Source organism: Nonomuraea turkmeniaca (assembly GCF_005889735.1).
Lineage (GTDB): Bacteria > Actinomycetota > Actinomycetes > Streptosporangiales > Streptosporangiaceae > Nonomuraea > Nonomuraea turkmeniaca.
Genome location: NZ_VCKY01000177.1, coordinates 1 through 21,742, shown reverse-complemented (window position 1 = coordinate 21,742; position 21,742 = coordinate 1). Strand labels below are relative to the sequence as shown.

Annotated in this window: 24 protein-coding genes; 20 read left to right on the top strand and 4 right to left on the bottom strand. The window is 69.4% G+C overall.

All coding sequences use genetic code 11. The features are described 5' to 3' along the window. The first annotated feature begins 2 nt into the window (after positions 1-2). Positions 3-1,304: a glutamate-1-semialdehyde 2,1-aminomutase gene (gene hemL, locus ETD86_RS38165; protein WP_138671521.1), complete on the top strand. Its 1,302-nt coding sequence runs from the start codon at positions 3-5 to the stop codon at positions 1,302-1,304. Here the strand turns inward: hemL and ETD86_RS38160 are convergent. Continuing rightward, positions 1,246-2,193, bottom strand: coding sequence for an EamA family transporter (locus ETD86_RS38160; protein ID WP_138671520.1), 948 nt, complete (start codon positions 2,191-2,193; stop codon positions 1,246-1,248). The two genes, hemL and ETD86_RS38160, sit on opposite strands and share 59 nt — an antisense overlap. A gap of 185 nt (positions 2,194-2,378) precedes the next feature. On the opposite strand from ETD86_RS38160, the gene ETD86_RS38155 reads away from it, so the two are divergent. The 6 genes from ETD86_RS38155 to ccsA all read left to right on the top strand — a co-directional run bounded on the left by ETD86_RS38155 (position 2,379) and on the right by ccsA (position 7,928). Beyond that, entirely contained in the window at positions 2,379-3,299 is a 921-nt protein-coding gene (locus tag ETD86_RS38155) for a LysR family transcriptional regulator (protein WP_138671519.1), read from the top strand. Between the two features lie 38 nt (positions 3,300-3,337). Next, entirely contained in the window at positions 3,338-3,976 is a 639-nt protein-coding gene (locus ETD86_RS38150; protein ID WP_138671518.1) for a histidine phosphatase family protein, read from the top strand. Between the two features lie 87 nt (positions 3,977-4,063). Continuing rightward, positions 4,064-4,630 carry a TlpA family protein disulfide reductase gene (locus tag ETD86_RS38145; RefSeq protein WP_138671517.1) on the top strand — a complete coding sequence of 189 codons (567 nt, stop codon included), beginning with the start codon at positions 4,064-4,066 and terminating at the stop codon, positions 4,628-4,630. Then, a complete protein-coding gene (locus ETD86_RS38140; protein WP_138671516.1) occupies positions 4,623-5,345 on the top strand; it encodes a cytochrome c biogenesis CcdA family protein in 723 nt (240 codons plus the stop codon). Before ETD86_RS38145 ends, ETD86_RS38140 begins: the two co-directional genes overlap by 8 nt. After that, entirely contained in the window at positions 5,345-6,916 is a 1,572-nt protein-coding gene (resB, locus tag ETD86_RS38135; protein WP_138671515.1) for a cytochrome c biogenesis protein ResB, read from the top strand. The genes ETD86_RS38140 and resB overlap by 1 nt, the downstream gene beginning before the upstream one ends. Then, complete coding sequence (gene ccsA / locus ETD86_RS38130; RefSeq protein WP_138671514.1) at positions 6,906-7,928, top strand: cytochrome c biogenesis protein CcsA; 1,023 nt, start codon at positions 6,906-6,908, stop codon at positions 7,926-7,928. Before resB ends, ccsA begins: the two co-directional genes overlap by 11 nt. Before the next feature lies 1 nt (position 7,929). On the opposite strand, the gene ETD86_RS38125 is transcribed toward ccsA, so the two are convergent. Next, positions 7,930-8,223, bottom strand: coding sequence for a PLDc N-terminal domain-containing protein (locus tag ETD86_RS38125; RefSeq protein WP_138671513.1), 294 nt, complete (start codon positions 8,221-8,223; stop codon positions 7,930-7,932). A gap of 122 nt (positions 8,224-8,345) precedes the next feature. Here ETD86_RS38125 and ETD86_RS38120 point away from each other — a divergent pair, with 122 nt between their 5' ends. Both ETD86_RS38120 and ETD86_RS38115 read left to right on the top strand, forming a co-directional pair. After that, complete coding sequence (locus tag ETD86_RS38120; protein WP_138671512.1) at positions 8,346-9,371, top strand: hypothetical protein; 1,026 nt, start codon at positions 8,346-8,348, stop codon at positions 9,369-9,371. Between the two features lie 11 nt (positions 9,372-9,382). After that, the gene (locus tag ETD86_RS38115) at positions 9,383-9,673 is read left to right on the top strand and encodes a hypothetical protein (RefSeq protein WP_138671511.1); all 291 of its coding nucleotides are present in this window, start codon (positions 9,383-9,385) and stop codon (positions 9,671-9,673) included. Between the two features lie 146 nt (positions 9,674-9,819). Here the strand turns inward: ETD86_RS38115 and ETD86_RS38110 are convergent, their stop codons facing one another. After that, positions 9,820-10,041, bottom strand: a complete 222-nt coding sequence (locus ETD86_RS38110) for a BldC family transcriptional regulator (RefSeq protein WP_026214226.1) — start codon at positions 10,039-10,041, stop codon at positions 9,820-9,822. A 256-nt stretch (positions 10,042-10,297) separates the two neighbouring features. On the opposite strand from ETD86_RS38110, the gene ETD86_RS38105 reads away from it, so the two are divergent. Then, complete coding sequence (locus ETD86_RS38105; protein ID WP_138671510.1) at positions 10,298-10,528, top strand: DUF4229 domain-containing protein; 231 nt, start codon at positions 10,298-10,300, stop codon at positions 10,526-10,528. Here the strand turns inward: ETD86_RS38105 and ETD86_RS38100 are convergent. Beyond that, a complete protein-coding gene (locus ETD86_RS38100) occupies positions 10,525-11,763 on the bottom strand; it encodes a delta-60 repeat domain-containing protein (protein ID WP_138671509.1) in 1,239 nt (412 codons plus the stop codon). The two genes, ETD86_RS38105 and ETD86_RS38100, sit on opposite strands and share 4 nt — an antisense overlap. Before the next feature lie 79 nt (positions 11,764-11,842). Here ETD86_RS38100 and ETD86_RS38095 point away from each other — a divergent pair, with 79 nt between their 5' ends. The 10 genes from ETD86_RS38095 to ETD86_RS38050 form a co-directional block, all read left to right on the top strand. Further along, complete coding sequence (locus ETD86_RS38095; RefSeq protein ID WP_138671508.1) at positions 11,843-12,559, top strand: demethylmenaquinone methyltransferase; 717 nt, start codon at positions 11,843-11,845, stop codon at positions 12,557-12,559. Positions 12,560-12,813: 254 nt separating this feature from the next. Further along, positions 12,814-14,052 carry a geranylgeranyl reductase family protein gene (locus ETD86_RS38090; RefSeq protein ID WP_138671507.1) on the top strand — a complete coding sequence of 413 codons (1,239 nt, stop codon included), beginning with the start codon at positions 12,814-12,816 and terminating at the stop codon, positions 14,050-14,052. A 64-nt stretch (positions 14,053-14,116) separates the two neighbouring features. Then, on the top strand, positions 14,117-14,512 hold the full coding sequence (locus ETD86_RS38085) for an NADH-quinone oxidoreductase subunit A (RefSeq protein ID WP_111175515.1): 396 nt from the start codon (positions 14,117-14,119) through the stop codon (positions 14,510-14,512). A gap of 2 nt (positions 14,513-14,514) precedes the next feature. After that, on the top strand, positions 14,515-15,066 hold the full coding sequence (locus tag ETD86_RS38080) for a NuoB/complex I 20 kDa subunit family protein (RefSeq protein ID WP_138671506.1): 552 nt from the start codon (positions 14,515-14,517) through the stop codon (positions 15,064-15,066). Further along, a complete protein-coding gene (locus tag ETD86_RS38075) occupies positions 15,063-15,767 on the top strand; it encodes an NADH-quinone oxidoreductase subunit C (protein ID WP_138671505.1) in 705 nt (234 codons plus the stop codon). Before ETD86_RS38080 ends, ETD86_RS38075 begins: the two co-directional genes overlap by 4 nt. Further along, positions 15,764-17,089 carry an NADH-quinone oxidoreductase subunit D gene (locus ETD86_RS38070; RefSeq protein ID WP_138671504.1) on the top strand — a complete coding sequence of 442 codons (1,326 nt, stop codon included), beginning with the start codon at positions 15,764-15,766 and terminating at the stop codon, positions 17,087-17,089. Before ETD86_RS38075 ends, ETD86_RS38070 begins: the two co-directional genes overlap by 4 nt. Beyond that, entirely contained in the window at positions 17,086-17,742 is a 657-nt protein-coding gene (gene nuoE / locus ETD86_RS38065) for an NADH-quinone oxidoreductase subunit NuoE (protein ID WP_138671503.1), read from the top strand. Before ETD86_RS38070 ends, nuoE begins: the two co-directional genes overlap by 4 nt. Further along, a complete protein-coding gene (gene nuoF, locus ETD86_RS38060) occupies positions 17,739-19,028 on the top strand; it encodes an NADH-quinone oxidoreductase subunit NuoF (RefSeq protein WP_138671502.1) in 1,290 nt (429 codons plus the stop codon). Before nuoE ends, nuoF begins: the two co-directional genes overlap by 4 nt. Next, positions 19,025-21,400 (top strand): NADH-quinone oxidoreductase subunit G, encoded by a 2,376-nt coding sequence (locus ETD86_RS38055; RefSeq protein WP_138671501.1) that lies wholly within the window; start codon positions 19,025-19,027, stop codon positions 21,398-21,400. Before nuoF ends, ETD86_RS38055 begins: the two co-directional genes overlap by 4 nt. Continuing rightward, on the top strand, positions 21,397-21,742 hold a 346-nt coding region (locus ETD86_RS38050; RefSeq protein WP_211370575.1), incomplete at its 3' end, for an NADH-quinone oxidoreductase subunit H. The genes ETD86_RS38055 and ETD86_RS38050, both read left to right, overlap by 4 nt.

Below are 21,742 nucleotides of genomic sequence, written 5' to 3'. Positions count from 1 at the left end.
AGATGTGTATAGAGACAGGCCGTACACAGAACTCCGAGGACCTGTTCGCCCGCGCCCGCCAGATCGTGCCCGGGGGCGTCAACTCTCCGGTGCGCGCGTTCGGCGCGGTCGGTGGGACGCCGCGCTTCATGGCCGAGGGGCAGGGGCCCTACATCACGGACGTGGACGGCAACCGGTACGTGGACCTGGTGTGCTCCTGGGGGCCGATGATCCTCGGGCATCGGCACCCCGCGGTGGTCGAGGCCGTGTCCGGGGCGGTGGCCCACGGGTTCTCGTACGGCACCGCCACGCAGGGCGAGGTCGAGCTGGCCGAGGAGATCGTGGCCAGGGTGGCGCCGGTCGAGAAGGTCCGGCTGGTCAGCTCCGGCACCGAGGCGACGATGAGCGCGGTGCGGCTGGCGCGCGGTTTCACCGGGCGGTCCAAGGTGATCAAGTTCGCCGGGTGTTACCACGGGCACGTGGACGCGTTGCTGGCCTCGGCGGGGTCCGGGGTGGTGACGTTCGGGCTGCCGGACACGCCGGGCGTGACGGGGGCGTCGGCGGCGGACACGATCGTGTTGCCGTACAACTCGATCGAGGCCGTCGAAGAGGCTTTCGCCGCGGCCGACGTCGCGTGTGTGATCACGGAGGCTTGCCCGGCGAACATGGGGGTCGTCCCGCCGCGTGACGGGTTCAACGCGCGACTGCGCGAGCTGTGCACGGCCAACGGGGCGCTGCTCATCCTGGACGAGGTGTTGACGGGTTTCCGGGTCTCCTCCGCCGGCTGGTACGGGCTGGACCCCGTCGAGGCCGACCTCATGACGTTCGGCAAGGTCATGGGCGGCGGGTTGCCGGCGGCGGCGTTCGGCGGGCGGGCCGACGTCATGGCCAACCTCGCGCCGGAGGGACCCGTCTATCAGGCGGGGACGTTGTCGGGGAACCCGCTGGCGTGCGCGGCCGGGTTGGCGACGCTTCGTGCGCTGGACGACGCGGCCTACGAGCGGGTTGACGCCGCGGCGCTGGCCGTCGGGCAGGCGGCCGCGGAGGCGCTCGCCGCGGCCGGGGTGCCGCATCGGCTGCAGCGGGCGGGGAGTCTGTTCTCGATCTTCTTCACGGACGCCGAGGTGACGGACTTCGCCGAGGCCAAGACCCAGAACACCGCCGCGTTCACCGCGTTCTTCCACGCGATGCTGGACCAGGGCGTCTACCTGCCGCCGTCGGCGTACGAGGCGTGGTTCCTGTCGGCCGCCCACGACGACGAGGCGCTCAACCGCGTCGCGGAAGCGCTTCCTGCCGCGGCGAAGGCGGCGGCCGCCGTTTTGTAGCGCGGGGCTTGGTGCCGGCGTAGAGCACGCCGGAGACGATGAGGGCCGCCGCCAGGAGCTTGAGCCAGGTGAGCGGCTCCCCGGTGATCAGCGCGGCCGACGACATGCCGAACACCGGCACGAGCAGCGTGTACGGCGCCACGGTCGAGGCGTCGTAGCGGTGCAGCAGCCATCCCCAGACGCCGAAGCCCCCGAGCGTGGAGATGAAGGCGACGTAGAAGAGGGACAGCCAGCCCTCAAGGGGTGACGTCACTGTCGGCGCGCCCTCCAGCCACAACGACAGCAGCAGAAGTGGCGGCGCGGACAGCGCGCTGACCCAGACCATGAAGCGCAGGGACTCCGGTGCCGCGAGGGAGTGCCGTCGCCTGGAGCCCGCCTCACGGAGTGAGGCCGTGGACATGGCCCGGCGCTGGACCACGTTGCCCAGGCCCCAGGCCGCCGCTGCGGCCACGCACAGAGCGAAGGCGCCGATCGGGCCGGACACGCCGAAGTCGAGCGCGACCAGGGCCAGCCCGCCGAAGGCGACGGCCAGCCCGAGCACGCGGCGGGCGGTGAGCCGCTCACCGAGCAGCGTCACCGCGAAGATGACGGTGAACAGTGCCTGCATCTGCAGGACGAGTGAGGTGAGCCCGGCCGGCATGCCTGCCCGCATGCCCACGAGCAACAATCCGAACTGGCCCACCCCGATGGTGGCCGCCACCCCGGCGACCCAGCGCCAGGGCACTCCCGGGCGCCCCACGACGAGCAGGGCGGGGAACGCCGCCATGGTGAACCGGATTCCCGCGTACAGCAGCGGCGGGAAGTGCCGCAGTCCTATCTGCATGACGACGAAGTTGAAGCCCCAGACCGCCGCGAGGCCGACGGCGAGGGCGAGGTGGCGGGGGCGCAAGTCAGCGGACGGGCTTCTGGTACCGGATCCGCTGCTCGCGCGCCTGCTCGGCGAGCACCTTCAGGTACGAGGTGGAGCCAGACTGCTGCTTCTTCGACTTAAGGATTCTCATGCATATATTTTCATCTGCTTCAGATTGAAGGACAAGCGAGACTTTCTACGCTAAACCCTTTAGTCTGGCTTACATGTTGGACTTGAACCGGCTCAAGGCTCTTCACGCCGTGCACGTCTACGGGTCGGTGGGCGCGGCGGCCGACGCGCTCATGGTCACGCCGTCGGCCGTGTCCCAGCAGATCTCCAAGCTGGAGCGGGAGACCGGCGCCAGGCTCATGGAGCGCAACGGCCGCGGCGTGCGCCTGACGGACGCGGCCGGCCTGCTCGCCGAGCACGCGGAGCGCATCCTCGCCCTGGTCGAGACCGCCGAAGCGGACTTCGAGGCGCTGCGCGGCGAGGTGGTCGGACGGCTCAATGTCGCCGCCTTCCCCACGGCGACGCGCGGCATCATGCCGAAGGCGCTGTCCGTGCTCCGGGAGCGCCATCCCGACCTGTGGATCCAGCTCATCGAGCGCGAACCCGAGCGGATCGTGCGCGAGGTGGCCAGGGGCGAGCTGGACCTGGGCGTCATCCAGGACTGGCTCAGCAGGCCGATGGCGCTGCCCGACGGGCTGTCCCGGGCCACGCTGCTCGACGACATCGCCGACGTGGCGCTACCCGCCGGTCACCCGCTGGCCGACGCCAGGGAGGTGGAGCTGGCCAAGCTGCACGGCGAGCGCTGGATCAGCTCCTCGCCCGGCACCGTCTGCCACGACTGGCTGGTGTTCACGCTGCGCAACGCCTCGCTGGAGCCGGTGATCGCGTGCATGGCCGACGAGTACCCGACCCAGCTCGCGCTGGTGGCGGCCGGTCTGGGGTGCGCGATCGTGCCGCGGCTCGGCCGTGACTGCGTGCCCGCCGGCGTGCGGCTGGTGCCGATCGTGCCGCGGCAGTCGCGCCGCATCTACGCGGTGTGGCGGGCGGACGCGGCCCGCAGGCCCGCGATCAGGGCGCTGGTCGAGGCGCTCGCTCAGGCGAGCAGTGAGCAGGAGAACGCCTGGGCGGTCAGCTGACCGCGTGACCCGATCCAACGGATAGGCTGTGCCACACCATGGCTGAAACCACCGTCGTCCACCTGCTGCGCCACGGTGAGGTGCACAACCCGAGCGGCATCCTCTACGGCAGGCTGCCCGGATACCACCTGTCCGAGACAGGCCTGCTCATGGCCGAGACGGTCGCCAAGGCGGTCGGGGGCCGTGACATCGTGGCGCTCTACAGCTCGCCGCTCGAGCGTGCCCTGGAGACCGCGACCCCGCTCGCCCAGAAGCTCGGCCTGGAGATCCAGCAGGACGTCCGCCTGATAGAGGCGGGCAACCTCCTGCAGGGCCGCCCGGTCGGGCAGGGGATGGCGCTATTTCGCGACTGGCGCAACTACCGCTATTTCTGGAATCCGCTGCGCCCGTCATGGGGCGAGGCGTACCCGGTCATCGTCCAGCGCATGAAGTCGATGGTCGAGGAGGCCAGGGCCGCGGCACGCGGGCACGAGGCCGTGCTCGTCAGCCACCAGCTGCCGATCTGGGCGATCAGGATGGCCGCCGAGGGCCGCAGGCTCTGGCACGACCCCCGGCGCAGGCAGTGCGCGCTGGCCAGCCTCACCACGCTGACGTTCGACGGAGACCGGCTGATCAGCATCGGCTACAGCGAGCCCGCCGGGTCGCTGGACGCCGGGCCGTCCGTGCCCGGCGCATGAACACGTTGTCACCCGATGTGAAGGGCGTACGCCCCCGCCGGTAGAGTTGCAAGCTCTACCGGTTGTAGTACAAGGAGATCTTCCTCCGTGCGCGCCAAGTCCATCTCCCTCGTTCTCCTGGCCCTGCTGGTCGGGGGCTGCGCCGGCAACCAGAGCGGGCAGCCGCAGGCGGGCGACACCCGGTTCGTCGCCGGCGACGGGAAGATGCAGGTGTTCGCCGCAGGCGAGCGCAAGGCCGCGCCGGCGATCCAGGGGCCGACCCTCGACGGGGGCAATGCCTCGCTGGCCGCGCACAAGGGCAAGGTCGTGGTGCTCAACTTCTGGGCGTCGTGGTGCGGCCCGTGCCGGGCGGAGGCGCCGGTGCTCAAGGAGGTCGCGGCCAAGACCAAGGACGGCGGCGTGGAGTTCCTCGGCATCGATTTCAAGGACCGCCAGGCCGACGCCCTGGCGTTCGAACGCACCGAGAAGACCGGCTACCCCTCGATCTTCGACCAGCCGGGCAAGGTGGCGCTGGCCTTCCAGGGCACGGTGCCGCCCGCGGCCATCCCCTCCACGCTGATCATCGACAAGCAGGGCAGGATCGCGGCCAGGGCGCTGGGCGCGGTCAAGTACACCGACCTGATGGACACGGTGACCAAGGTGCGCGATGAGTGACGTCGTCGCCTCCGGGTCGCTGCTGCTGGCGGTGCCGATCGCGGTGCTCGCCGGAGTGGTGTCGTTCCTGTCGCCGTGCGTGCTGCCGCTGGTCCCCGGCTATCTGTCGTACGTGACCGGCATGAGCGACGACCCCAAGCGCGGACGGCTGGTGCTCGGGACGGCGTTGTTCGTGGCCGGATTCGGTGTGGTGTTCGTGCTCAGCGGGGCGCTGTTCGGCGGGCTGGGGTCGGTGTTGCTGGGCAACGCCGAGATCATCACGCGGGTGCTGGGCGTGCTGACGATCCTGCTCGGGCTGGCGTTCCTGGGCGTGGTGCCCGGGTTGATGCGCGATGTGCGCATCCACCGGATGCCGGCCGCGGGGCTCGCCGGGGCGCCGCTGCTCGGGGTGGTGTTCGGGCTGGGGTGGACGCCGTGCATCGGGCCCACGCTGGCCGTCGTGCTCGCGCTCGGGCTCAACGAGGGCAGCGCCGCGCGCGGCGCCCTCCTTGCCGTCGCGTACGCGCTGGGTCTCGGGCTGCCGTTCATGGGCGCGGCGCTGGCGTACAGCAAGGCCCTGCGGACGTTCCGGGCCATCCGCAAGCACACGCGACTGATCACCAGGGTCGGCGGCGGCATGATGGTGGCCGTCGGCGTGCTGCTGGTGACCGGGCTGTGGGGACAGATGATCGCGGGCATACAGGGGCTGATCGGCGCGTTCGAGCCGGTGATCTGATGAGCGTTCAGGAGCTGGAGAAGGAGCGGGCGCCCAAGCAGGCCGCGTTCGGGCTGGTGGGCTGGCTGCGGTGGGGGTGGCGCACGCTCACCTCGATGCGGACGGCGCTGATCCTGCTGTTCCTGCTGGCGCTCGGCTCGGTGCCCGGGTCGCTGGTGCCGCAGCGCGGCGTCGAGCCGGACAAGGTGGCGCGGATCTACGAGCAGAACCCGACGCTGGCGGAGTGGTACGACCGGTTCCAGCTGTTCGAGGTGTTCACCTCCACCTGGTTCGCGGCCGTCTACCTGCTGCTGTTCACCTCGCTGATCGGCTGCATCATCCCGCGCACCGCGACCTACGTGCGTGAGCTGCGCCGCAAGCCGCCCGCGGCGCCGCAGAACCTGTCGCGGCTGCCGCACTTCGCCTCGTTCGAGAGCGATCTGGAAGTCGAGGAGACCGCCCGGCGGCTGCGTAAGCTGCGCTTCCGCGTCGTGACCGGGGACGGCTGGGTCTCCGCGGAGAAGGGCTACCTGCGCGAGACGGGAAACCTGTTCTTCCACATCGCCCTGCTCGGCATCCTGCTCGCGATCGCCGCGGGCTCGTTGTTCGGCTACCGCGGCAACGTCCTGGTCGTGGAGGGCGACGGGTTCGCCAACACCGTCGCCGCCTACGACCGGTACATCCCGGGCAGCCAGGTGTCGGCCGAGTCGCTGGAGCCGTTCTCGCTCCAGCTGGCCGACTTCAAGGTCGCCTACCAGGTCGCAGGCGACAAGAAGGGCCAGGCGCTCGACTACACCGCCCATCTCAAGGTCAACGACTCGCCGGACGCGCCCGCCCGGGACTTCGACCTCAAGGTCAACACGCCGCTCGAGGTCAACGGCACGCAGACGTACCTGATCGGCAACGGCTACGCCCCCGTCTTCAAGGTCACCGACGGCAAGGGGCAGGTGGCGTTCGAGGGCGCTGTGCCGTGCCTGATCGAGGACAAGGCCACGATGACCTCGGGATGTGTGGTCAAGGCGCCGGACGCGCAACCGGAGCAGCTGGGCTTCCTGCTGCGGTTCCTGCCCACCAGCGTGCCGCTGACCGACGGCACGTACGCCTCCGCCTTCCCCGGGTCGCTCAACCCCGAGGTGCGGCTCGAAGGGGCCTTCACCGGCGACCTGGGGCTGCGCTCCGGCAAGCCGCAGTCGGTTTACGAGCTCGCGCCGCCCGAGCTCATGAAGAAGCTCAAGCCGCTCGTCATGGGTACGCACGTGCCCAAGCCGCTCGCCGCCGGGCAGTCGATCGATCTGCCCGAGGGGGCGGGCAAGCTGGAGTTCGTGGGGGTCAAGGAATGGATCACCCTCCAGATCGCCTACGACCCGGGGCGGATGCCCGCCCTGGTGTTCTCCGGCACGGCCGTCGTCGCCATCGCGCTCTCGCTCATGATCCGGCGGCGCAGAGTCTTCGTGCGGGTCAAGGAGGGCCCCGACGGGGGCAGGGTCGACGTGGGCGGTCTGACCCGCACCGAGGGCTCCGCGGCGGGCTTCGCCGAGGAGTTCGCCGACATCGTCAAGGTTCTATCAGCAGGAGAGAAGCATGTCCGCTGAGCAACTCGCTGAGCTGAGCGACCTCTTCGTCGTCGGCGCGGTCCTGCTCTATGTCTTCGCCATGATCGGCTTCGCCACGGAGCTGGCCTTCGGGCGGTTCCGGCCCGGCAAGACGGCGGCCGCAGGGGCCGGCGCCAGGCCGAGCGCCCTCAAGCAGCCGGTTGCGGTCGGAGCCGCGGCCGCCTCCGACGGCGGCGACGCGGTGCCCGACGCGGTGCCCGCTGCCGGCGGTTCCGTCGCCGCGGAGACGCGGGGCGGGGAGGCGGCAGAGGGCCCGGACGGACAGCCGCGCGGTGCGGCCCGGGCCGGGATGGTGGCGTTGGCGCTCGCCTGGGTCGGCTGGGCAGCCAACCTGGGCGCCATCGTCACCCGCGGTCTGGCCGTGGAGCGGTGGCCGTGGGGCAACATGTACGAGTTCGTGGTGGCCATCTGCTTCGCCGCCGTGACCGCGTTCCTCGCCACCCAGCTTCGCAACAACGTACGTTTCCTCGGCGCGTTCGTCATGGTGACGGCCGCGCTCGGGCTCGGGCTGGCCGTCAAGGTCTTCTACACGGCCGCGGGCCCGGTGGTGCCCGCGCTGAACTCGTACTGGATCGCCATCCACGTCACCGCCGCGATCATCGCCAGCGGCCTGCTGACGATGGCCGGCGTCGCCGGCATCCTCTACCTGATCCGCGGCGACGGGATGTCCCGCCTGCCGGCCCGCGAGGACCTCGAGCGGGTGGCGCACCGGGCGATCGTGTTCGCCTTCCCCGTGTGGACGTTCGCGGTGATCGCGGGCGCGTTGTGGGCGGACCGCGCTTGGGGCCGCTACTGGGGCTGGGACCCCAAGGAAGTCTGGTCGTTCATCACGTGGGTCGCGTACGCCGCCTACCTGCACGCCAGAGTGACGGCGGGTTGGCGGGGGCGGGCCGCGACGATCGTGCAGCTGGTGGCGTTCGCGTGCCTGCTGTTCAACCTGGTAGGCGTCAACATCTTCATCGGCGGTCTGCACAGCTACGCGGACGTGTGACCTAGCCCAGGTCCTCACCCCGCATGCGGCGGTCGAGGTCGCGCAGGAACTCGGGGTCGTCGTCGGGGCCCTTCGGCATGCCGGGGCCGGGGGGCACCGGCCAGGGCTCCCGCGGGGCCCGCGGGCGGCCGCGCGCCAGCCAGACCAGGCCGCCGAGCAGCGGGATCATGACGACGGCCAGGATCCACAGCGCCTTTGGTACGTTCCTTACCTCGTCTTCCGGAGTGGTGATCACGTCGAAGATGGAAAAGAGCCAGAAGGCCAGCAGCGCCAGGCCGATCAGAACACCTGCCATGCCCGAACTGTAAGCCATTCGCGACGTGATCGTGCTTCCTGTTGTCCCATTTCGGGTGACTAGGGGAAGATCCCCGTCGTACCGTGGAGTGTCCGCAGGTGCTACGGGCGTTGAGGGGTGCGATGGCCTTTTCCCACGACAAGGGCCGCCATCGTCGTGGTCGCTGGTGGCGGCGCGGGTCATACCTCTTCTCGCGCCGCGCGGAGGCGCCGCGGGGGGCGGAGCGCTCGTTCTGGTCCAACGCCCGTGAGAGGCTCCAGGAGGCCCCGAGCGGCCCGGCCGAGGGCCAAGAGGGCCAAGGGGTCAACGGGGAGAAGCGGCGCCGCTGGCCGGGCGCTGAGCGGCGGGAGCGCCGGGCCTGGCCGGGCGAGGGCGAGCGAGTCCCCGCTGATGCCCAGAAGACGACGTGGGACGGTTTCGCGGTGCGAGAACGCCACGAGCAACTGTCCGCGGCCGTGATGGAGCGCCCCCGCTACAGCTGGTACGACTTCGAGCTCGACGACCGGCCACTCAGGGCGCAGCCGCACCGGCCGGACCTGCCGTCCATGGGGGACGGCCTGCGCCACTGCGGGAAGCTGGAGCGCATCCTGCACCGCCAGTGGGACGCCAGGCTGGGCCCGCCGCCGCCCGACGTCGTCCGCGCCGTGGAGAGCCTCGCCAGGCTGCCCGACCGCCTGAAGGAGAAGCTCGCGAACGGCCTCGAGGGCATCTACGTCGGCCCGGGAGGCGTCCCCGACCTCGACGACATGGGCTACTTACGCGGCGCCCCGTTACCGTCGGGCCGTGCCACGTGGGACATCTGCGCCGGCGCCTACGGCGACCGCAAGATCGTCGTGGGGGACCGCCCGTCGCCCACTCCCGACGTGATGATGCACGAGGTCGGCCACGCCATCGACGACATCGACTCGGCGTACGGCGACTGGGTATCCGACTCGCCAGAGTTCGTGCGCCTCTACGAGCGGGCCAGGCCCATCCTCGCCTCGGCCTTCCACCGTCAGGGTGGCGGGCTCGGGCGCAAGGAGTTCTTCGCCGACGCTTTCGCCGCCATCGCCGCCCGGCAGCGCCCCGCGCTCGTCGACATGCTCGGGGGTGACACGAGGATGGCGCTCAACGTCATGCTGTTCTTCAACCGGCGCTACGGAATCTAGGTGGTTCGGTCATGTACGTCATCCGGCTCGCGGACGGGACCTTGCGCGTACCGCAGAGCCTGACCAGCGAAGACGGGCGCCTGATCGGCAACGCGTACGTGGAGGTGCAGCCCGGCGACGCGGACTACGAGCAGTGGCTGGCCGAGTCGCTGACGGAGGAGGAGGCGGCGCTGCGCCGTCGGCGCTGGGAAGAGGAGAACGACGACCTGGAACGCGAGTTCCTGGCGTTCAAGGAAGAACAGTTCAAGGAACAGCAGTTCAAGGAAGAGCAGTTCAAGACGGAGCAGGAAGAAGACGCTTGATCAAGCAGAGGGACAGGCGCCAGCCACGGTCGGCGGTTGGCGCCGCCCCGTGCTTGCCGTACGGAAGTATGCCGGGAAGCACGCGAAAGTGGGGTCCGCCGGCGGTGACCCTGCCATGGTCACAGGATCACCGTCTGCGCGGATCGTCAGACGCGCGGGGACTCACCTGCAGGCCTGTCGGCCGTCAGAACGTCCTCGCCTCGGAGAAGGGCGTGCACTTCCGACTCGCGGAAGCGCCGGTGCCCTCCGGGGGTGCGGATACTGCTGATGCGGCCTGCCGCAGCCCAGCGCGTAACCGTCTTTGGGTCTACCCGGAAGAGGGCGGCAACCTCTCCTGGGGTCAGCAGACGCTCGCTGCTACTCTCCACCAATCTCTCCCCCTCGCATCCCGCTTCCTGCCAGCGGGCGGACAGGTAACCAGTGTGTCGAGCGAAGCCTGATTTATCCGTGGTTTTCTACAAAGATCACGGGTTGTTATCAGCTGACTGCCCGATTGTTATATGATAGAGCCTATTTGGGGCTCTCGTGGGTGTTTCTTTACGAAACTCCCTAACTGGGAACAGTAGCAGCGCTCGCGTCCGATGCGAAGAGCGACCGCTCCATGGGCCGAGTAACCTCGAACCTGTGCGTCCCGTTCTCGTTTACACCGCGTCGCGGATCGGCCTGTTCATCGTGACCATCGGCGTGCTGTGGTTGCTCGCCCCGTTGGTCGGCCTGACGCATCCGCTGTCGCTGATCCTGGTCTCTTTCTTGATCAGCGGTATAGCCAGCTACGTCCTGCTGTCCAAGCAGCGTGATGCCATGAGCGTGCGTATCAGCGACAAGATCGACCGGCCGAAGCCGCAGGACGACTAGGGCAGAGGGAACATGCCAATCCGGGCATGGTACTCCCGTCCGAGTCTCGTTGTGTCACTACCGACAAGTAGTCCGGTGCGATGCGCCGAAAACGCCTTCACACCGATGCCGCGCTCCCGCGTGGGATTCCAGCCGAGAGCTTTTCCGGTACGCGGATGAATGGCGCCGATGCCCGGCCGCGACACGGCTCCGGGTCCGGCTGAGTCCCGCCCTCGCGGATTGTCCAGCCAGCGCTGATGTCCGCCGACGTAGATCGCTGCGCCCGTCACCGCGACCGCGTAGAGCGAGTCGCCGCCCGTGGCGTTGACCCAGGTGGGCCGGATGTTCGAGCCCTTCGCGTACGTCTCGAACCTGGCGGCCGTGTCGCACATCCCGCCTCTGGCGCCCCCCGTCGTGACGACCGCGAAATGGCTGCCGTCGGGCGCGAAGTCGAGTCCGCGGACGTAGGAGGGGAACGCGGCGGCGCATTTGCGCGCGTACACGGCGGTCCGCCAGGGCGCGACCTTGGCCACGGGGCCGCTGATGTCGATCAGCCCGAGCTGGGGCCTGGAGTGGCCGTCGAGCGTGGTGAACGTGCCGTCCACGGCGAGCCGCGTGCGTGAGACGGCGAGCGAGTAGACCTTGACGCCGGATGTCAGCGGCGCCCCCGGCGCGATGGCGAAGCCCGGGTCGGGGGCTCCTGTGGTCGCATCCAGCCTGGCCAGAGCCTCGCGCGGGCCGATGAAGTCGCCGCCGACGTACAACTTGCCTCCCTGTCTGGCCAGCGCGGTCACCGAGCCGCCGACGATGCGCGGCGCGAAGCTCGGCACCAGTGCGCCGTCGGAGAGCCGGAGCCTGGCCAGCGCCCTGGAACGGCTGTTGTTGACACCGTAGAACTCGCCGCCGACGTAGACGGTGCCGCGCTCGCCCGCGGCCAGCCCGTGGACGGGGCCGGACACGACCGGGGCGAAGTCGGGCAGGATCCGGCCGCTCCGCAGGTCGAAGGCGAACAGGTTGGCGCGGGGCAGGACGGTCTTGCGAGCGGCGTCACTCACCTCGCTGAACGCGCCGCCGACCACGGCGGTGTGGCCGACGACGGTGATGGCGTTGACGATGCCGTCGAGCACGTGAGGGGTGCTGTCGATCGGGTCGGCCGACACGACGCGGGTGTGGGCGACGGCGGCGGCCGCGGCGGGCCGCCCCTCCGTGACGAGGGCCGAGGCGATGATCGCCGCAAGGGCGACACGGGCAAGCATTCCCCAAGAGTTAGCAGACGGTGAGTAATGCTGTGGCTACTTTCCGTCTATTGTCCCATTGGCCAATAGGCTAAGGGGCATGACGCGCGCTCAGTTGGACAAGCAGCCAGGCGAGGTCGCCGCGATGTTCGATCGCACCGCCCGGCGCTACGACCTGGTCAACGACGTGATCTCCCTCGGGCAGGTCAGGCTCTGGCGCAAGGCGGTGGCCGCCGCCGTCGACGCCGGGCCCGGCGAGGTCGTCCTCGACCTGGGGGCCGGCACCGGCACGTCCACTGACGCGTTCACCACGCTCGGCGCCCGCGCGATCGCCTCCGACTTCTCGCTCGGCATGCTCCGCACCGGTGTGCGCCGCCACGGCGGCAACGCGCTGAGCGGCGAGGGGGTGCCGTTCATCGCGGGGGACGCGCTGCGGCTGCCGTTCGCCGACGACGCGTTCGACGCGGTGACGATCTCGGTGGCGCTGCGCAACGTCCACGACACCGAGCAGGCGCTGCGCGAGATGTCGCGGGTGACCAGGCCCGGCGGGCGGCTGGTGATTCTGGAGTTCTCGCACGTGACAGTGCCCGCGTTCGATCTGGTCTACCGCGAATATCTGATGAAGCTGCTGCCGAAAGTGGCCAAGGTCTTCGGATCCAATGACGATTCCTACGAATATCTGGCCGAGTCGATCCGGGATTGGCCCGACCAGGCGAAGCTGGCGCGGATCATTCAGCGGGCAGGCTGGGAACGGGTGGCCTGGCGCAATCTCACGATGGGGATCGTCGCCATGCACAGAGGGTTCAAGCCGGCGTGAGGTCACGGGCGACACACCGTTCCTCTTGGATCACAGAACAGCACCCCGACTGCCACTATGTACAGGAAAAGCAGTAGACTGCGGGCCGACAAGTTTGTGAAGGGGTTCACAAAGGAACGAAGGCGCGACACCCCACGGCCTTCGTGTGTAGGACAGGACAGGTCCAGTGACCGTGCCAAGAGCCATACCCGAGCGCAGGAGCTCGTCGGGAGCGAGCGACGCAGGAGCCAACGAGTGGCGAAGCGGGCGCGACCATGAGCACAGTTGACGCTGACGTCATCGTCGTCGGCGCCGGTCCCGCCGGCTCCGCAGCCGCCTTTTACCTCGCTCAGGCCGGACTCGACGTGCTGCTCCTGGAGAAGACCAGGTTCCCCCGCGAGAAGGTCTGCGGCGACGGCCTGACCCCCCGCGCGGTCAAGCAGCTGCAGAACATGGGCGTCGACGTCGACGCCCCCGGTTGGGTCAGGAACAAGGGCCTGCGCGTCGTCGGCGGCGGCCATCGATTCGAGCTCGACTGGCCGCAACTCGAGCGTTTCCCTGACTTCGGGCTGGTCCGCACCCGCATGGACTTCGACGAGATCGTCGCGGCCAACGCGGTCAAGAACGGCGTGCGGATGATGGAGGGCGTCACCGTCACGGGACCCGTGCTCGACGACCGCAGCGGCCACATCGTCGGCGTGACGACCAAGGACGGGCGCACCTACCGCAGCCGCCTGGTGGTGGCCGCCGACGGCAACAGCACCCGGCTGGCCGTGGGCATGGGGTTGCACAAGCGCGAGGACCGGCCGATGGGCGTGGCCGTCCGCACCTACTTCGAGAGCCCCCGGCACGACGACGACTACCTGGAGATCTGGCTGGAGCTGTGGGACGGCGACACGCTGCTGCCCGGCTACGGCTGGGTCTTCGGCGTCGGCGACGGCACCGCCAACGTCGGGCTCGGGCTGCTCAACACCAGCGCCCAGTTCAAGAACATCGACTACCGGGACCTCCTGCGCCGCTGGTGCAAGGCCATGCCGGCCGACTGGGGGTTCACCGAGGAGAACATGACGGCCCCGATCCGCGGCGCCGCGCTTCCGATGGCCTTCAACCGGCAGCCGCACTACACGCGCGGGCTCGTGCTCGTCGGTGACTCCGGCGGGTCGATCAACCCGTTCAACGGCGAGGGCATCGCGTACGCCATGGAGACCGGCGAGATCGCCGCCGAGGTCATCGCGAAGGCGCTCAAGGGCACCACGCCCGCGCAGCGCGAACGGACCCTGCGGACCTATCCCAAGACGCTGAAGGATGCCTACGGCGGATATTTCACGCTCGGGAGGTTGTTCGTCGAGGCGATTGGGAAGCCGGGTTTGATGAGCTTCGGCACCAGGCACGGGCTCCCGCACCCGAGGCTGATGCGCTTCGCGCTCAAACTCCTTGGTAATCTCACCGACCGGCGAGGCGATGCGTCCGACAAGATCATTAACGCACTCTCAAAGGTCGCCCCACCAGCATGAATCCCGCAATTAACAGATCCGGCTGCGCGCCCGCGCGCGCGGCGACTCCAGAGGAGGCGTAGCGATGGACCTTTACGTGCCCATCCTGGTGCTCGCCGTTCTCGCGGGGGGCTTCGCGATCTTCTCGGTCGCCATCGCTCCCTTCACCGGCCCCAAGCGCTGGAACCGCGCCAAGCTTGACGCATATGAATGCGGCATCGAGCCGACGCCCCAGCCCGTCGGTGGCGGACGGTTCCCGCTCAAATACATGGTCACCGCGATGCTTTTCATCGTGTTCGACATCGAGATCATCTTCCTTTATCCGTGGGCGGTCTCGTTCGCACCGCAGACGGACGACCTCGGCCGCGTGCTCTCCTCGGGCCTCGGGCTGTTCGCGCTCGTCGAGATGCTGCTGTTCATCGTCACCGTGCTCGTCGCCTACGCGTACGTGTGGCGCCGCAAGGGTCTGGACTGGGACTGAAAATGGGACTTGAAGAGAAACTCCCCAGCGGGTTCATCCTCAGCACGGTCGAGCAGGCCGCCGGATGGGCACGCAAGAACTCCGTGTGGCCGGCCACGTTCGGGCTCGCGTGTTGCGCCATCGAGTTGATGGCCACCGGCGGACCCCACTACGACCTGGCGCGCTTCGGCATGGAGCGCGCTTCGGCGTCTCCTCGCCAGGCCGACCTGATGATCGTCGCCGGGCGCGTCTCCCAGAAGATGGCCCCGGTGCTGCGTCAGATCTACGACCAGATGGCCGAGCCCAAGTGGGTCATCGCCATGGGCGTGTGCGCCTCCAGCGGCGGCATGTTCAACAACTACGCCATCGTCCAGGGCGTCGACCACGTCGTGCCGGTCGACATCTACCTGCCGGGCTGCCCGCCGCGGCCCGAGATGCTCATCGACGCCATCGTCAAGCTGCACGACAAGATCCAGAACATGAAGTTCGGCGCGCACCGCGCCAAGCAGATCGAGGAGCTCGAGCTGCAGGCGCTGCGCTCGCTGCCGCTGATCGACCAGGGGGCATCGAAGTGACCTCGCCCGACAACCTCCCCGGCAGCCCGGACAGCGGCGAGACCCCCGAAGTCGCGGTCCCGGCGGTGCCCGAGGCGCCCGTCGCCCGGCGCGGCATGTTCGGGGCGGAGGACTCCGGCGACACCTCCGGCTACGGCGGCCTCGTCGTGCGCCGGGCGCCGCAGATCTCGACGCCCCGCCCGTACGGGAGCTACTTCGACGAGATCGTCGACACCCTGGCGCTCGACGACGCCATCGAGCGTGTGGTCGTGGACCGCGGCGAGCTGACCCTGCACGTCAAGCGGGAGCGCCTCGTCGAGGTGTGCCAGAAGCTGCGTGACGAGCCGGCGCTGCGTTTCGAGCTGTCGCTCGGCGTGTCCGGGGTGCACTACCCGCACCTGGCGGGCGAAGAGCTGCACGCCGTTTACCACCTGTGCTCGATCACCCACAACCGGCGCGTCCGCGTGGAGACGAGCGCGCCCGACGCCGACCCGCACATTCCATCGACAGTGAGCGTTTACCCTGGTCACGACTGGCATGAGCGGGAGACGTACGACTTCTTCGGGATCGTCTTCGACGGCCATCCCGCGCTCACCCGGATCATGATGCCGGACGACTGGGATGGTCACCCGCAGCGTAAGGACTATCCGCTCGGGGGCATCCCGGTCGAATACCGCGGCGCCACCATCCCCGCGCCGGACCAGAGGAGAAGCTACTCATGAGCACCGCTTATGACGAGGCGACCGAGGGCAAGGTCTACTCGGTCAACGGCGGCGACTGGGACCAGGTCGTCACCGGGGCGCGCGACACCGAAGAGGAGCGCCTGGTCGTCAACATGGGCCCGCAGCACCCGTCCACGCACGGCGTGCTCCGTCTGGTCCTGACCCTCGACGGCGAGACGGTGACCGAGGCCCGCGGCGTCATCGGCTACCTGCACACCGGCATCGAGAAGAACATGGAGTTCCGGACGTGGACCCAGGGGACCACGTTCGTGACCCGCATGGACTACCTCTCGCCGATCTTCAATGAGACCGCCTACAGCATGGGCGTGGAGAAGCTGCTCGGCATCACCGACCGCGTGCCCGAGCGGGCGCAGGCCATCCGCGTGATGATGATGGAGCTCAACCGCATCGCCTCGCACCTGGTGGCCATGGGCACGTTCGGCATGGAGCTGGGCGCGACCACGCCGTTCCTGTTCGGGTACCGCGACCGCGAGATGGTCATGGACCTGTTCGAGTACATCACCGGCCTGCGCATGAACCACGCCTACGTCCGCCCCGGCGGCGTCAGCGTGGACCTGCCCGCCGGCGCGGTGGACAAGGTCGGCGAATTCCTCAAGGAGATGCCCAAGCGGATCAAGGACATCCGCAAGCTCCTCGACGCCAACCCGGTCTACGTGCGCCGCACCAGGGACGTGGCCTACCTCGACCTGACCGGCTGCATGGCGCTCGGCGTCACCGGTCCGATCCTGCGTGCCGCGGGCCTGCCGTGGGACCTGCGCAAGTCGCAGCCCTACTGCGGCTACGAGACGTACGAGTTCGAGGTCGCCACCGAGCGCGGTTGCGACGTCTACTCGCGCTACCTCGTGCGCATGAGGGAGATGGAAGAATCCCTCAAGATCATCGAGCAGGCCCTGGACCGCATCGCCGGCCCGCTCAAGGGCGACCCGGTGATGATCGAGGACAAGAAGATCGGCTGGCCCGCGCAGCTCGCGCTCGGCCCCGACGGGTTCGGCAACTCGCCCGACCACATCGCCCACATCATGGGCACCTCGATGGAGGCCCTCATCCACCACTTCAAGCTGGTGACCGAGGGCTTCAGGGTGCCGGCCGGCCAGGCGTACGCCAGCATCGAGTCGCCCAAGGGCGAGCTCGGCGCGCACGTGGTCAGCGACGGTGGCACCCGGCCCTACCGCGTGCACTTCCGCGAGCCGTCCTTCTGTAACCTGCAGAGCTTCCCCGCGATGGCGGAGGGCGGCCAGGTCGCCGATGTGATCGCCGCGGTGGCTTCTATCGACCCCGTCATGGGAGGTGTGGACCGGTGACTTACTCACCGGAGATCCGTGAGCGTCTGGAGCGGGACGCCAAGGAGATCATCGGGCGCTACCCGAAGACGCGGTCGGCGCTGCTGCCGCTGCTCCACCTCGTGCAGTCGGAGGACGGTTACGTCTCCGACGACGGGCAGGAGTTCTGCGCGGAGATGCTCGGCCTCAGCAAGGCCGAGGTCACGGGCGTGGCGACGTTCTACACCATGTACAAGCGCAAGCCCGTCGGTGACTACCACGTCGGCGTGTGCATCAACGCGCTGTGCGCGGTCATGGGCGGCGACGAGATCTGGGAGGAGCTGTCGGAGCACGTCGGCGTCGGTCACGACGAGGCGACCCCGGACGGCAAGGTCTCGCTGGAGCGCCTGGAGTGCAACGCGGCCTGCGACTTCGCGCCCGTCATGATGGTCAACTGGGAGTTCTTCGACAACCAGACGCCCGCGTCGGCCAAGCAGCTCGTCGACGACCTGCGTGACGGCAAGGACGTGCGGCCCACGCGCGGCCCGAAGAAGTTGTGCACCTTCAAGGAGGCCTCGCGCGTGCTCGCGGGCCTGCCGGACGACCAGGCCGGTGACGGCCCGTCGGCGGCCGGCCCCTCGCTCGAGGGCCTGAAGGTGGCCAAGGCCAACGGATGGAAGGCCCCCGAGGCATGAGCACGACGTTGACACCGGTCCTGACCGCGAACTGGGACGAGCCCAACTCCTTCACCCTCGACGTCTACGGCGAGTACAAGGCGGCCGAGAAGGCGCTGGACATGGACCCCGACGCCGTCATCCAGGCCGTCAAGGACTCGGGCCTGCGCGGCCGTGGCGGCGCGGGCTTCCCGACCGGCATGAAGTGGGGGTTCATCCCGCAGGGCGACGGCAAGCCGCACTACCTCGTCGTCAACGCCGACGAGTCGGAGCCGGGCACCTGCAAGGACATCCCGCTCATGATGGCCAACCCGCACGCGCTGGTCGAGGGCATCATCATCACGTCCTACGCGATCCGGGCCAACCACGCCTTCATCTACGTGCGCGGCGAGGTCCTGCACGTGATCAGGCGGCTGCACGCGGCCGTGCGGGAGGCGTACGAGAAGGGGTACCTCGGGAGCGACATCTTCGGCTCCGGTTACGACCTTGAGCTGGTGGTGCACAGTGGCGCGGGCGCGTACATCTGCGGCGAGGAGACGGCGCTGCTCGACTCGCTGGAGGGCTTCAGAGGTCAACCGCGGCTCAAGCCCCCGTTCCCGGCCGTGGCGGGTCTCTACGCCTCGCCTACTGTCGTGAACAACGTCGAGTCGATCGCCAGTGTTCCCTCGATCATCGCCAACGGGGCCGACTGGTTCGCCGGGATGGGGACCGAGAAGTCCAAGGGCTTCGGCATCTTCTCGCTCAGCGGGCACGTGACCCGCCCCGGCCAGTACGAGGCGCCGCTCGGCATCACGCTGCGCGAACTGCTCGACATGGCCGGCGGCATCCGCGAGGGGCACCAGATCAAGTTCTGGACCCCGGGCGGCTCGTCCACGCCGATCTTCACCGACGAGCACCTCGACGTGCCGCTCGACTTCGAGGCGGTCGGCGCCAAGGGCTCCATGCTCGGCACCCGCGCGCTGCAGATCTTCGACGAGACCACCTGCGTGGTCCGCACGGTGCTGCGCTGGACGGAGTTCTACGCCCACGAGTCGTGCGGCAAGTGCACGCCGTGCCGCGAGGGCACCTACTGGCTCAAGCAGGTGCTCAAGCGCCTGGAGCAGGGCCAGGGCACCGAGGAGGACCTGACCACGATCACCGACATCGCGGACAACATCCTCGGTCGCTCGTTCTGCGCCCTGGGCGACGGCGCGACCAGCCCGATTCACTCCTCCGTGAAGTACTTCCGCGAGGAGTACCTCAAGCACTTCGAGATCGGCGGCTGCCCGTTCGACCCGAAGAAGTCCACTCTCTGGGGTGAGCAGTGACCGTCGTAGAAACCGAAACGAACCTGGTGACCCTGACCATCGACGGGTTCCAGGTCAGTGTCCCCAAGGGCACTCTGATCATCAGGGCCGCCGAGCTCCTGGGCATCCAGATCCCCAGGTTCTGCGACCACCCGCTGCTGGACCCGGCGGCCAACTGCCGCCAGTGTCTGGTCGACATCCCCGACGCGGGCAACGGCCGCGGCTTCCCCAAGCCGCAGCCTTCGTGCGCGATCGAGGTCGCCGAGGGCATGGTCGTGCAGACCCAGCTGACCTCGCCGGTCGCCGAGAAGGCGCAGCGGGCGGCGATGGAGTTCCTCCTGCTCAACCACCCGCTGGACTGCCCGGTCTGCGACAAGGGCGGCGAGTGCCCGCTGCAGAACCAGGCCATGTCCAACGGTCGCGGGGAGTCCAGGTTCCAGGAGCAGAAGCGCACCTTCCCCAAGCCGCTGCCGCTGTCCACGCAGGTGCTGCTGGACCGCGAGCGCTGTGTGCAGTGCGCGCGCTGCATCCGCTTCTCCGACCAGATCGCCGGCGACCCGCTCATCGAGTTCTTCGAGCGCGGGGCCAAGGAGCAGGTGCGTACGGCTGACGGCAAGCCGTTCAACTCCTACTTCTCCGGCAACACGGTGCAGATCTGCCCGGTCGGCGCGCTCACCGGCGCCGCCTACCGGTTCCGGGCCCGCCCGTTCGACCTGGTGTCCACGCCGAGCGCGTGTGAGCACTGTGCCGCCGGCTGCGCCCAGCGCACCGACCACCGGCGCGGCCGCGTCACCCGCCGCCTGGCCGGCAACGACCCGCAGGTCAACGAGGAGTGGAACTGCGACAAGGGCCGCTGGGCGTTCGCGTACGCCACGCAGCCCGACCGGCTCAAGACGCCGCTGATCCGCAACGAGGAAGGCGTGCTGGTGCCGGCCTCGTGGCCGGAGGCGCTGGCCGTCGCCGCCGAGGGCCTGGCCAAGGCCCGCGGCAAGGCCGGTGTGCTGGTCGGCGGCCGGGTCACGGTCGAGGACGCCTACGCCTACGCCAAGTTCGCCAGGCTCGCGCTGGGGACGAACGACATCGACTTCCGCGCCAGGCCGCACTCCGCCGAGGAGGCGCAGTTCCTGGCGCACGCGGTGGCCGGCAAGGGCATCGAGGTCAGCTACTCCGACCTGGAGAACGCCCCGCACGTGCTGCTCGTCGGGTTCGAGCCCGAGGAGGAGTCGCCGATCGTCTTCCTGCGCCTGCGCAAGGCGTGGATGAAGAAGAACCTCAAGGTCTCCTCGGTCGCGCCGTTCGCCTCCCCGGGCCTGGAGAAGATGGGCGGCACGCTCATCCGCACCGCGCCCGGCGCCGAGGCCGACGCGATCGGCGACCTGGTCGGCACGGTGCCCGAGGGCACGGTCATCCTCGCGGGCGAGCGGCTGGCGACCGTGCCCGGCGCCCTGTCCGCGGTCGTGCGCCTCGCCGCCGCCTCCGCCGCCAAGCTGGCCTGGATCCCGCGCAGGGCCGGCGAGCGTGGCGCGATCGAGGCCGGCGCGCTGCCCAACTTGCTGCCGATCGGCCGCCCGGTGGACGACGAGACCGCCAGGGCCGAGGTCGCCAGGGCGTGGAACGTGTCCTCGCTGCCCGCCTCGCCCGGTCGTGACACCGCGGACATCCTCGTGGCCGCCCGCGACGGGGACATCGACGCGCTGGTCGTGGCCGGCGTCGACCCGTACGACCTGGCCGACCCGGCGGCGGCGCTCGACGCGCTCGAGCACACGCCGTTCATCGTCAGCCTGGAGATCCGCGCCAGCGCCGTCACCGACCGCGCCGACGTGGTCCTGCCGGTCGCCGCCGTCCAGGAGAAGGCCGGGACGTTCGTCAACTGGGAGGGCCGCGGCCGCTCGTTCGAGGCGCCGCTCAAGGTTCCCGGTCTGCAGAGCGACCTGGCCGTGATCGGCAACCTGGCCGACCGGATGGACGTGCACCTGGGCCTGCCGGACGTCAAGAGCGCCCGGCGTGAGCTGTCCACCCTGGGCGCCTGGCGCGGCAGCCGGGTCAGCGCCCCGCACGCCCTCACCCGCACCCAGGAGGTGCCGGAGACGGGCCAGGCGCTGCTGGCCACCTGGCACCTGCTGCTCGACGACGGCAGGCTGCAGGACGGCGAGCCATACCTCGCGGGCACCGCCCGCACCGCCGAAGCACTGGTCTCCGAGAGCACGGCCGCCGAGCTGGGCGTCGCCGACGGCGACAAGCTCGTCGTCGGGGGCAACGTGACGCTGCCGGTGCGCGTCGCGGACCTGCCCGACCGGGTGGTCTGGGTGCCGGCGAACTCCGGCGGCTGCTCGGTCACGCGCGACCTGCGCGCGGTGGCCGGCGACATCGTCACCATCGGGAGCGCCTCATGACCCACGTTCTCGCGGCCGATCCCACCCTGGCCAGCTTCGGGCAGGACCCGGTGTGGATCACCATCATCAAGGCCGTGATGTTGTTCGTCTTCCTGATGCTGGGCGTGCTGTTCGGCGTCTGGTTCGAGCGGAAGCTGATCTCGCGGATGCAGAACCGCTACGGGCCCAACCGGGCCGGTAAGTTCGGTCTGCTGCAGTCCGTGGCCGACGGCCTGAAGATGGGTCTGAAGGAGGACCTCTTCCCCAACACGGTGGACAGGGTGCTCTACCTGCTGGCGCCCATCATCATGGTGGTGCCGGCGTTCCTGGCCTTCTCGATCGTGCCGTTCGGGCCGATGGTCA

What these genes read in the sequence shown, in the direction of transcription:
- ETD86_RS38095 (WP_138671508.1), top strand. Translation starts at nt 11,843, where the DNA reads ATGACGCGCGCTCAGTTGGACAAGCAGCCAGGCGAGGTCGCCGCGATG.
- hemL (WP_138671521.1), top strand. Translation starts at nt 3, where the DNA reads ATGTGTATAGAGACAGGCCGTACACAGAACTCCGAGGACCTGTTCGCC.
- ETD86_RS38100 (WP_138671509.1), bottom strand. Translation starts at nt 11,763, where the DNA reads ATGCTTGCCCGTGTCGCCCTTGCGGCGATCATCGCCTCGGCCCTCGTC.
- ETD86_RS38085 (WP_111175515.1), top strand. Translation starts at nt 14,117, where the DNA reads ATGGACCTTTACGTGCCCATCCTGGTGCTCGCCGTTCTCGCGGGGGGC.
- ETD86_RS38115 (WP_138671511.1), top strand. Translation starts at nt 9,383, where the DNA reads ATGTACGTCATCCGGCTCGCGGACGGGACCTTGCGCGTACCGCAGAGC.
- ETD86_RS38140 (WP_138671516.1), top strand. Translation starts at nt 4,623, where the DNA reads ATGAGTGACGTCGTCGCCTCCGGGTCGCTGCTGCTGGCGGTGCCGATC.
- ETD86_RS38080 (WP_138671506.1), top strand. Translation starts at nt 14,515, where the DNA reads ATGGGACTTGAAGAGAAACTCCCCAGCGGGTTCATCCTCAGCACGGTC.
- ETD86_RS38150 (WP_138671518.1), top strand. Translation starts at nt 3,338, where the DNA reads ATGGCTGAAACCACCGTCGTCCACCTGCTGCGCCACGGTGAGGTGCAC.
- ETD86_RS38125 (WP_138671513.1), bottom strand. Translation starts at nt 8,223, where the DNA reads ATGGCAGGTGTTCTGATCGGCCTGGCGCTGCTGGCCTTCTGGCTCTTT.
- ccsA (WP_138671514.1), top strand. Translation starts at nt 6,906, where the DNA reads ATGTCCGCTGAGCAACTCGCTGAGCTGAGCGACCTCTTCGTCGTCGGC.
- ETD86_RS38120 (WP_138671512.1), top strand. Translation starts at nt 8,346, where the DNA reads ATGGCCTTTTCCCACGACAAGGGCCGCCATCGTCGTGGTCGCTGGTGG.
- ETD86_RS38070 (WP_138671504.1), top strand. Translation starts at nt 15,764, where the DNA reads ATGAGCACCGCTTATGACGAGGCGACCGAGGGCAAGGTCTACTCGGTC.
- nuoF (WP_138671502.1), top strand. Translation starts at nt 17,739, where the DNA reads ATGAGCACGACGTTGACACCGGTCCTGACCGCGAACTGGGACGAGCCC.
- ETD86_RS38090 (WP_138671507.1), top strand. Translation starts at nt 12,814, where the DNA reads ATGAGCACAGTTGACGCTGACGTCATCGTCGTCGGCGCCGGTCCCGCC.
- resB (WP_138671515.1), top strand. Translation starts at nt 5,345, where the DNA reads ATGAGCGTTCAGGAGCTGGAGAAGGAGCGGGCGCCCAAGCAGGCCGCG.
- ETD86_RS38155 (WP_138671519.1), top strand. Translation starts at nt 2,379, where the DNA reads ATGTTGGACTTGAACCGGCTCAAGGCTCTTCACGCCGTGCACGTCTAC.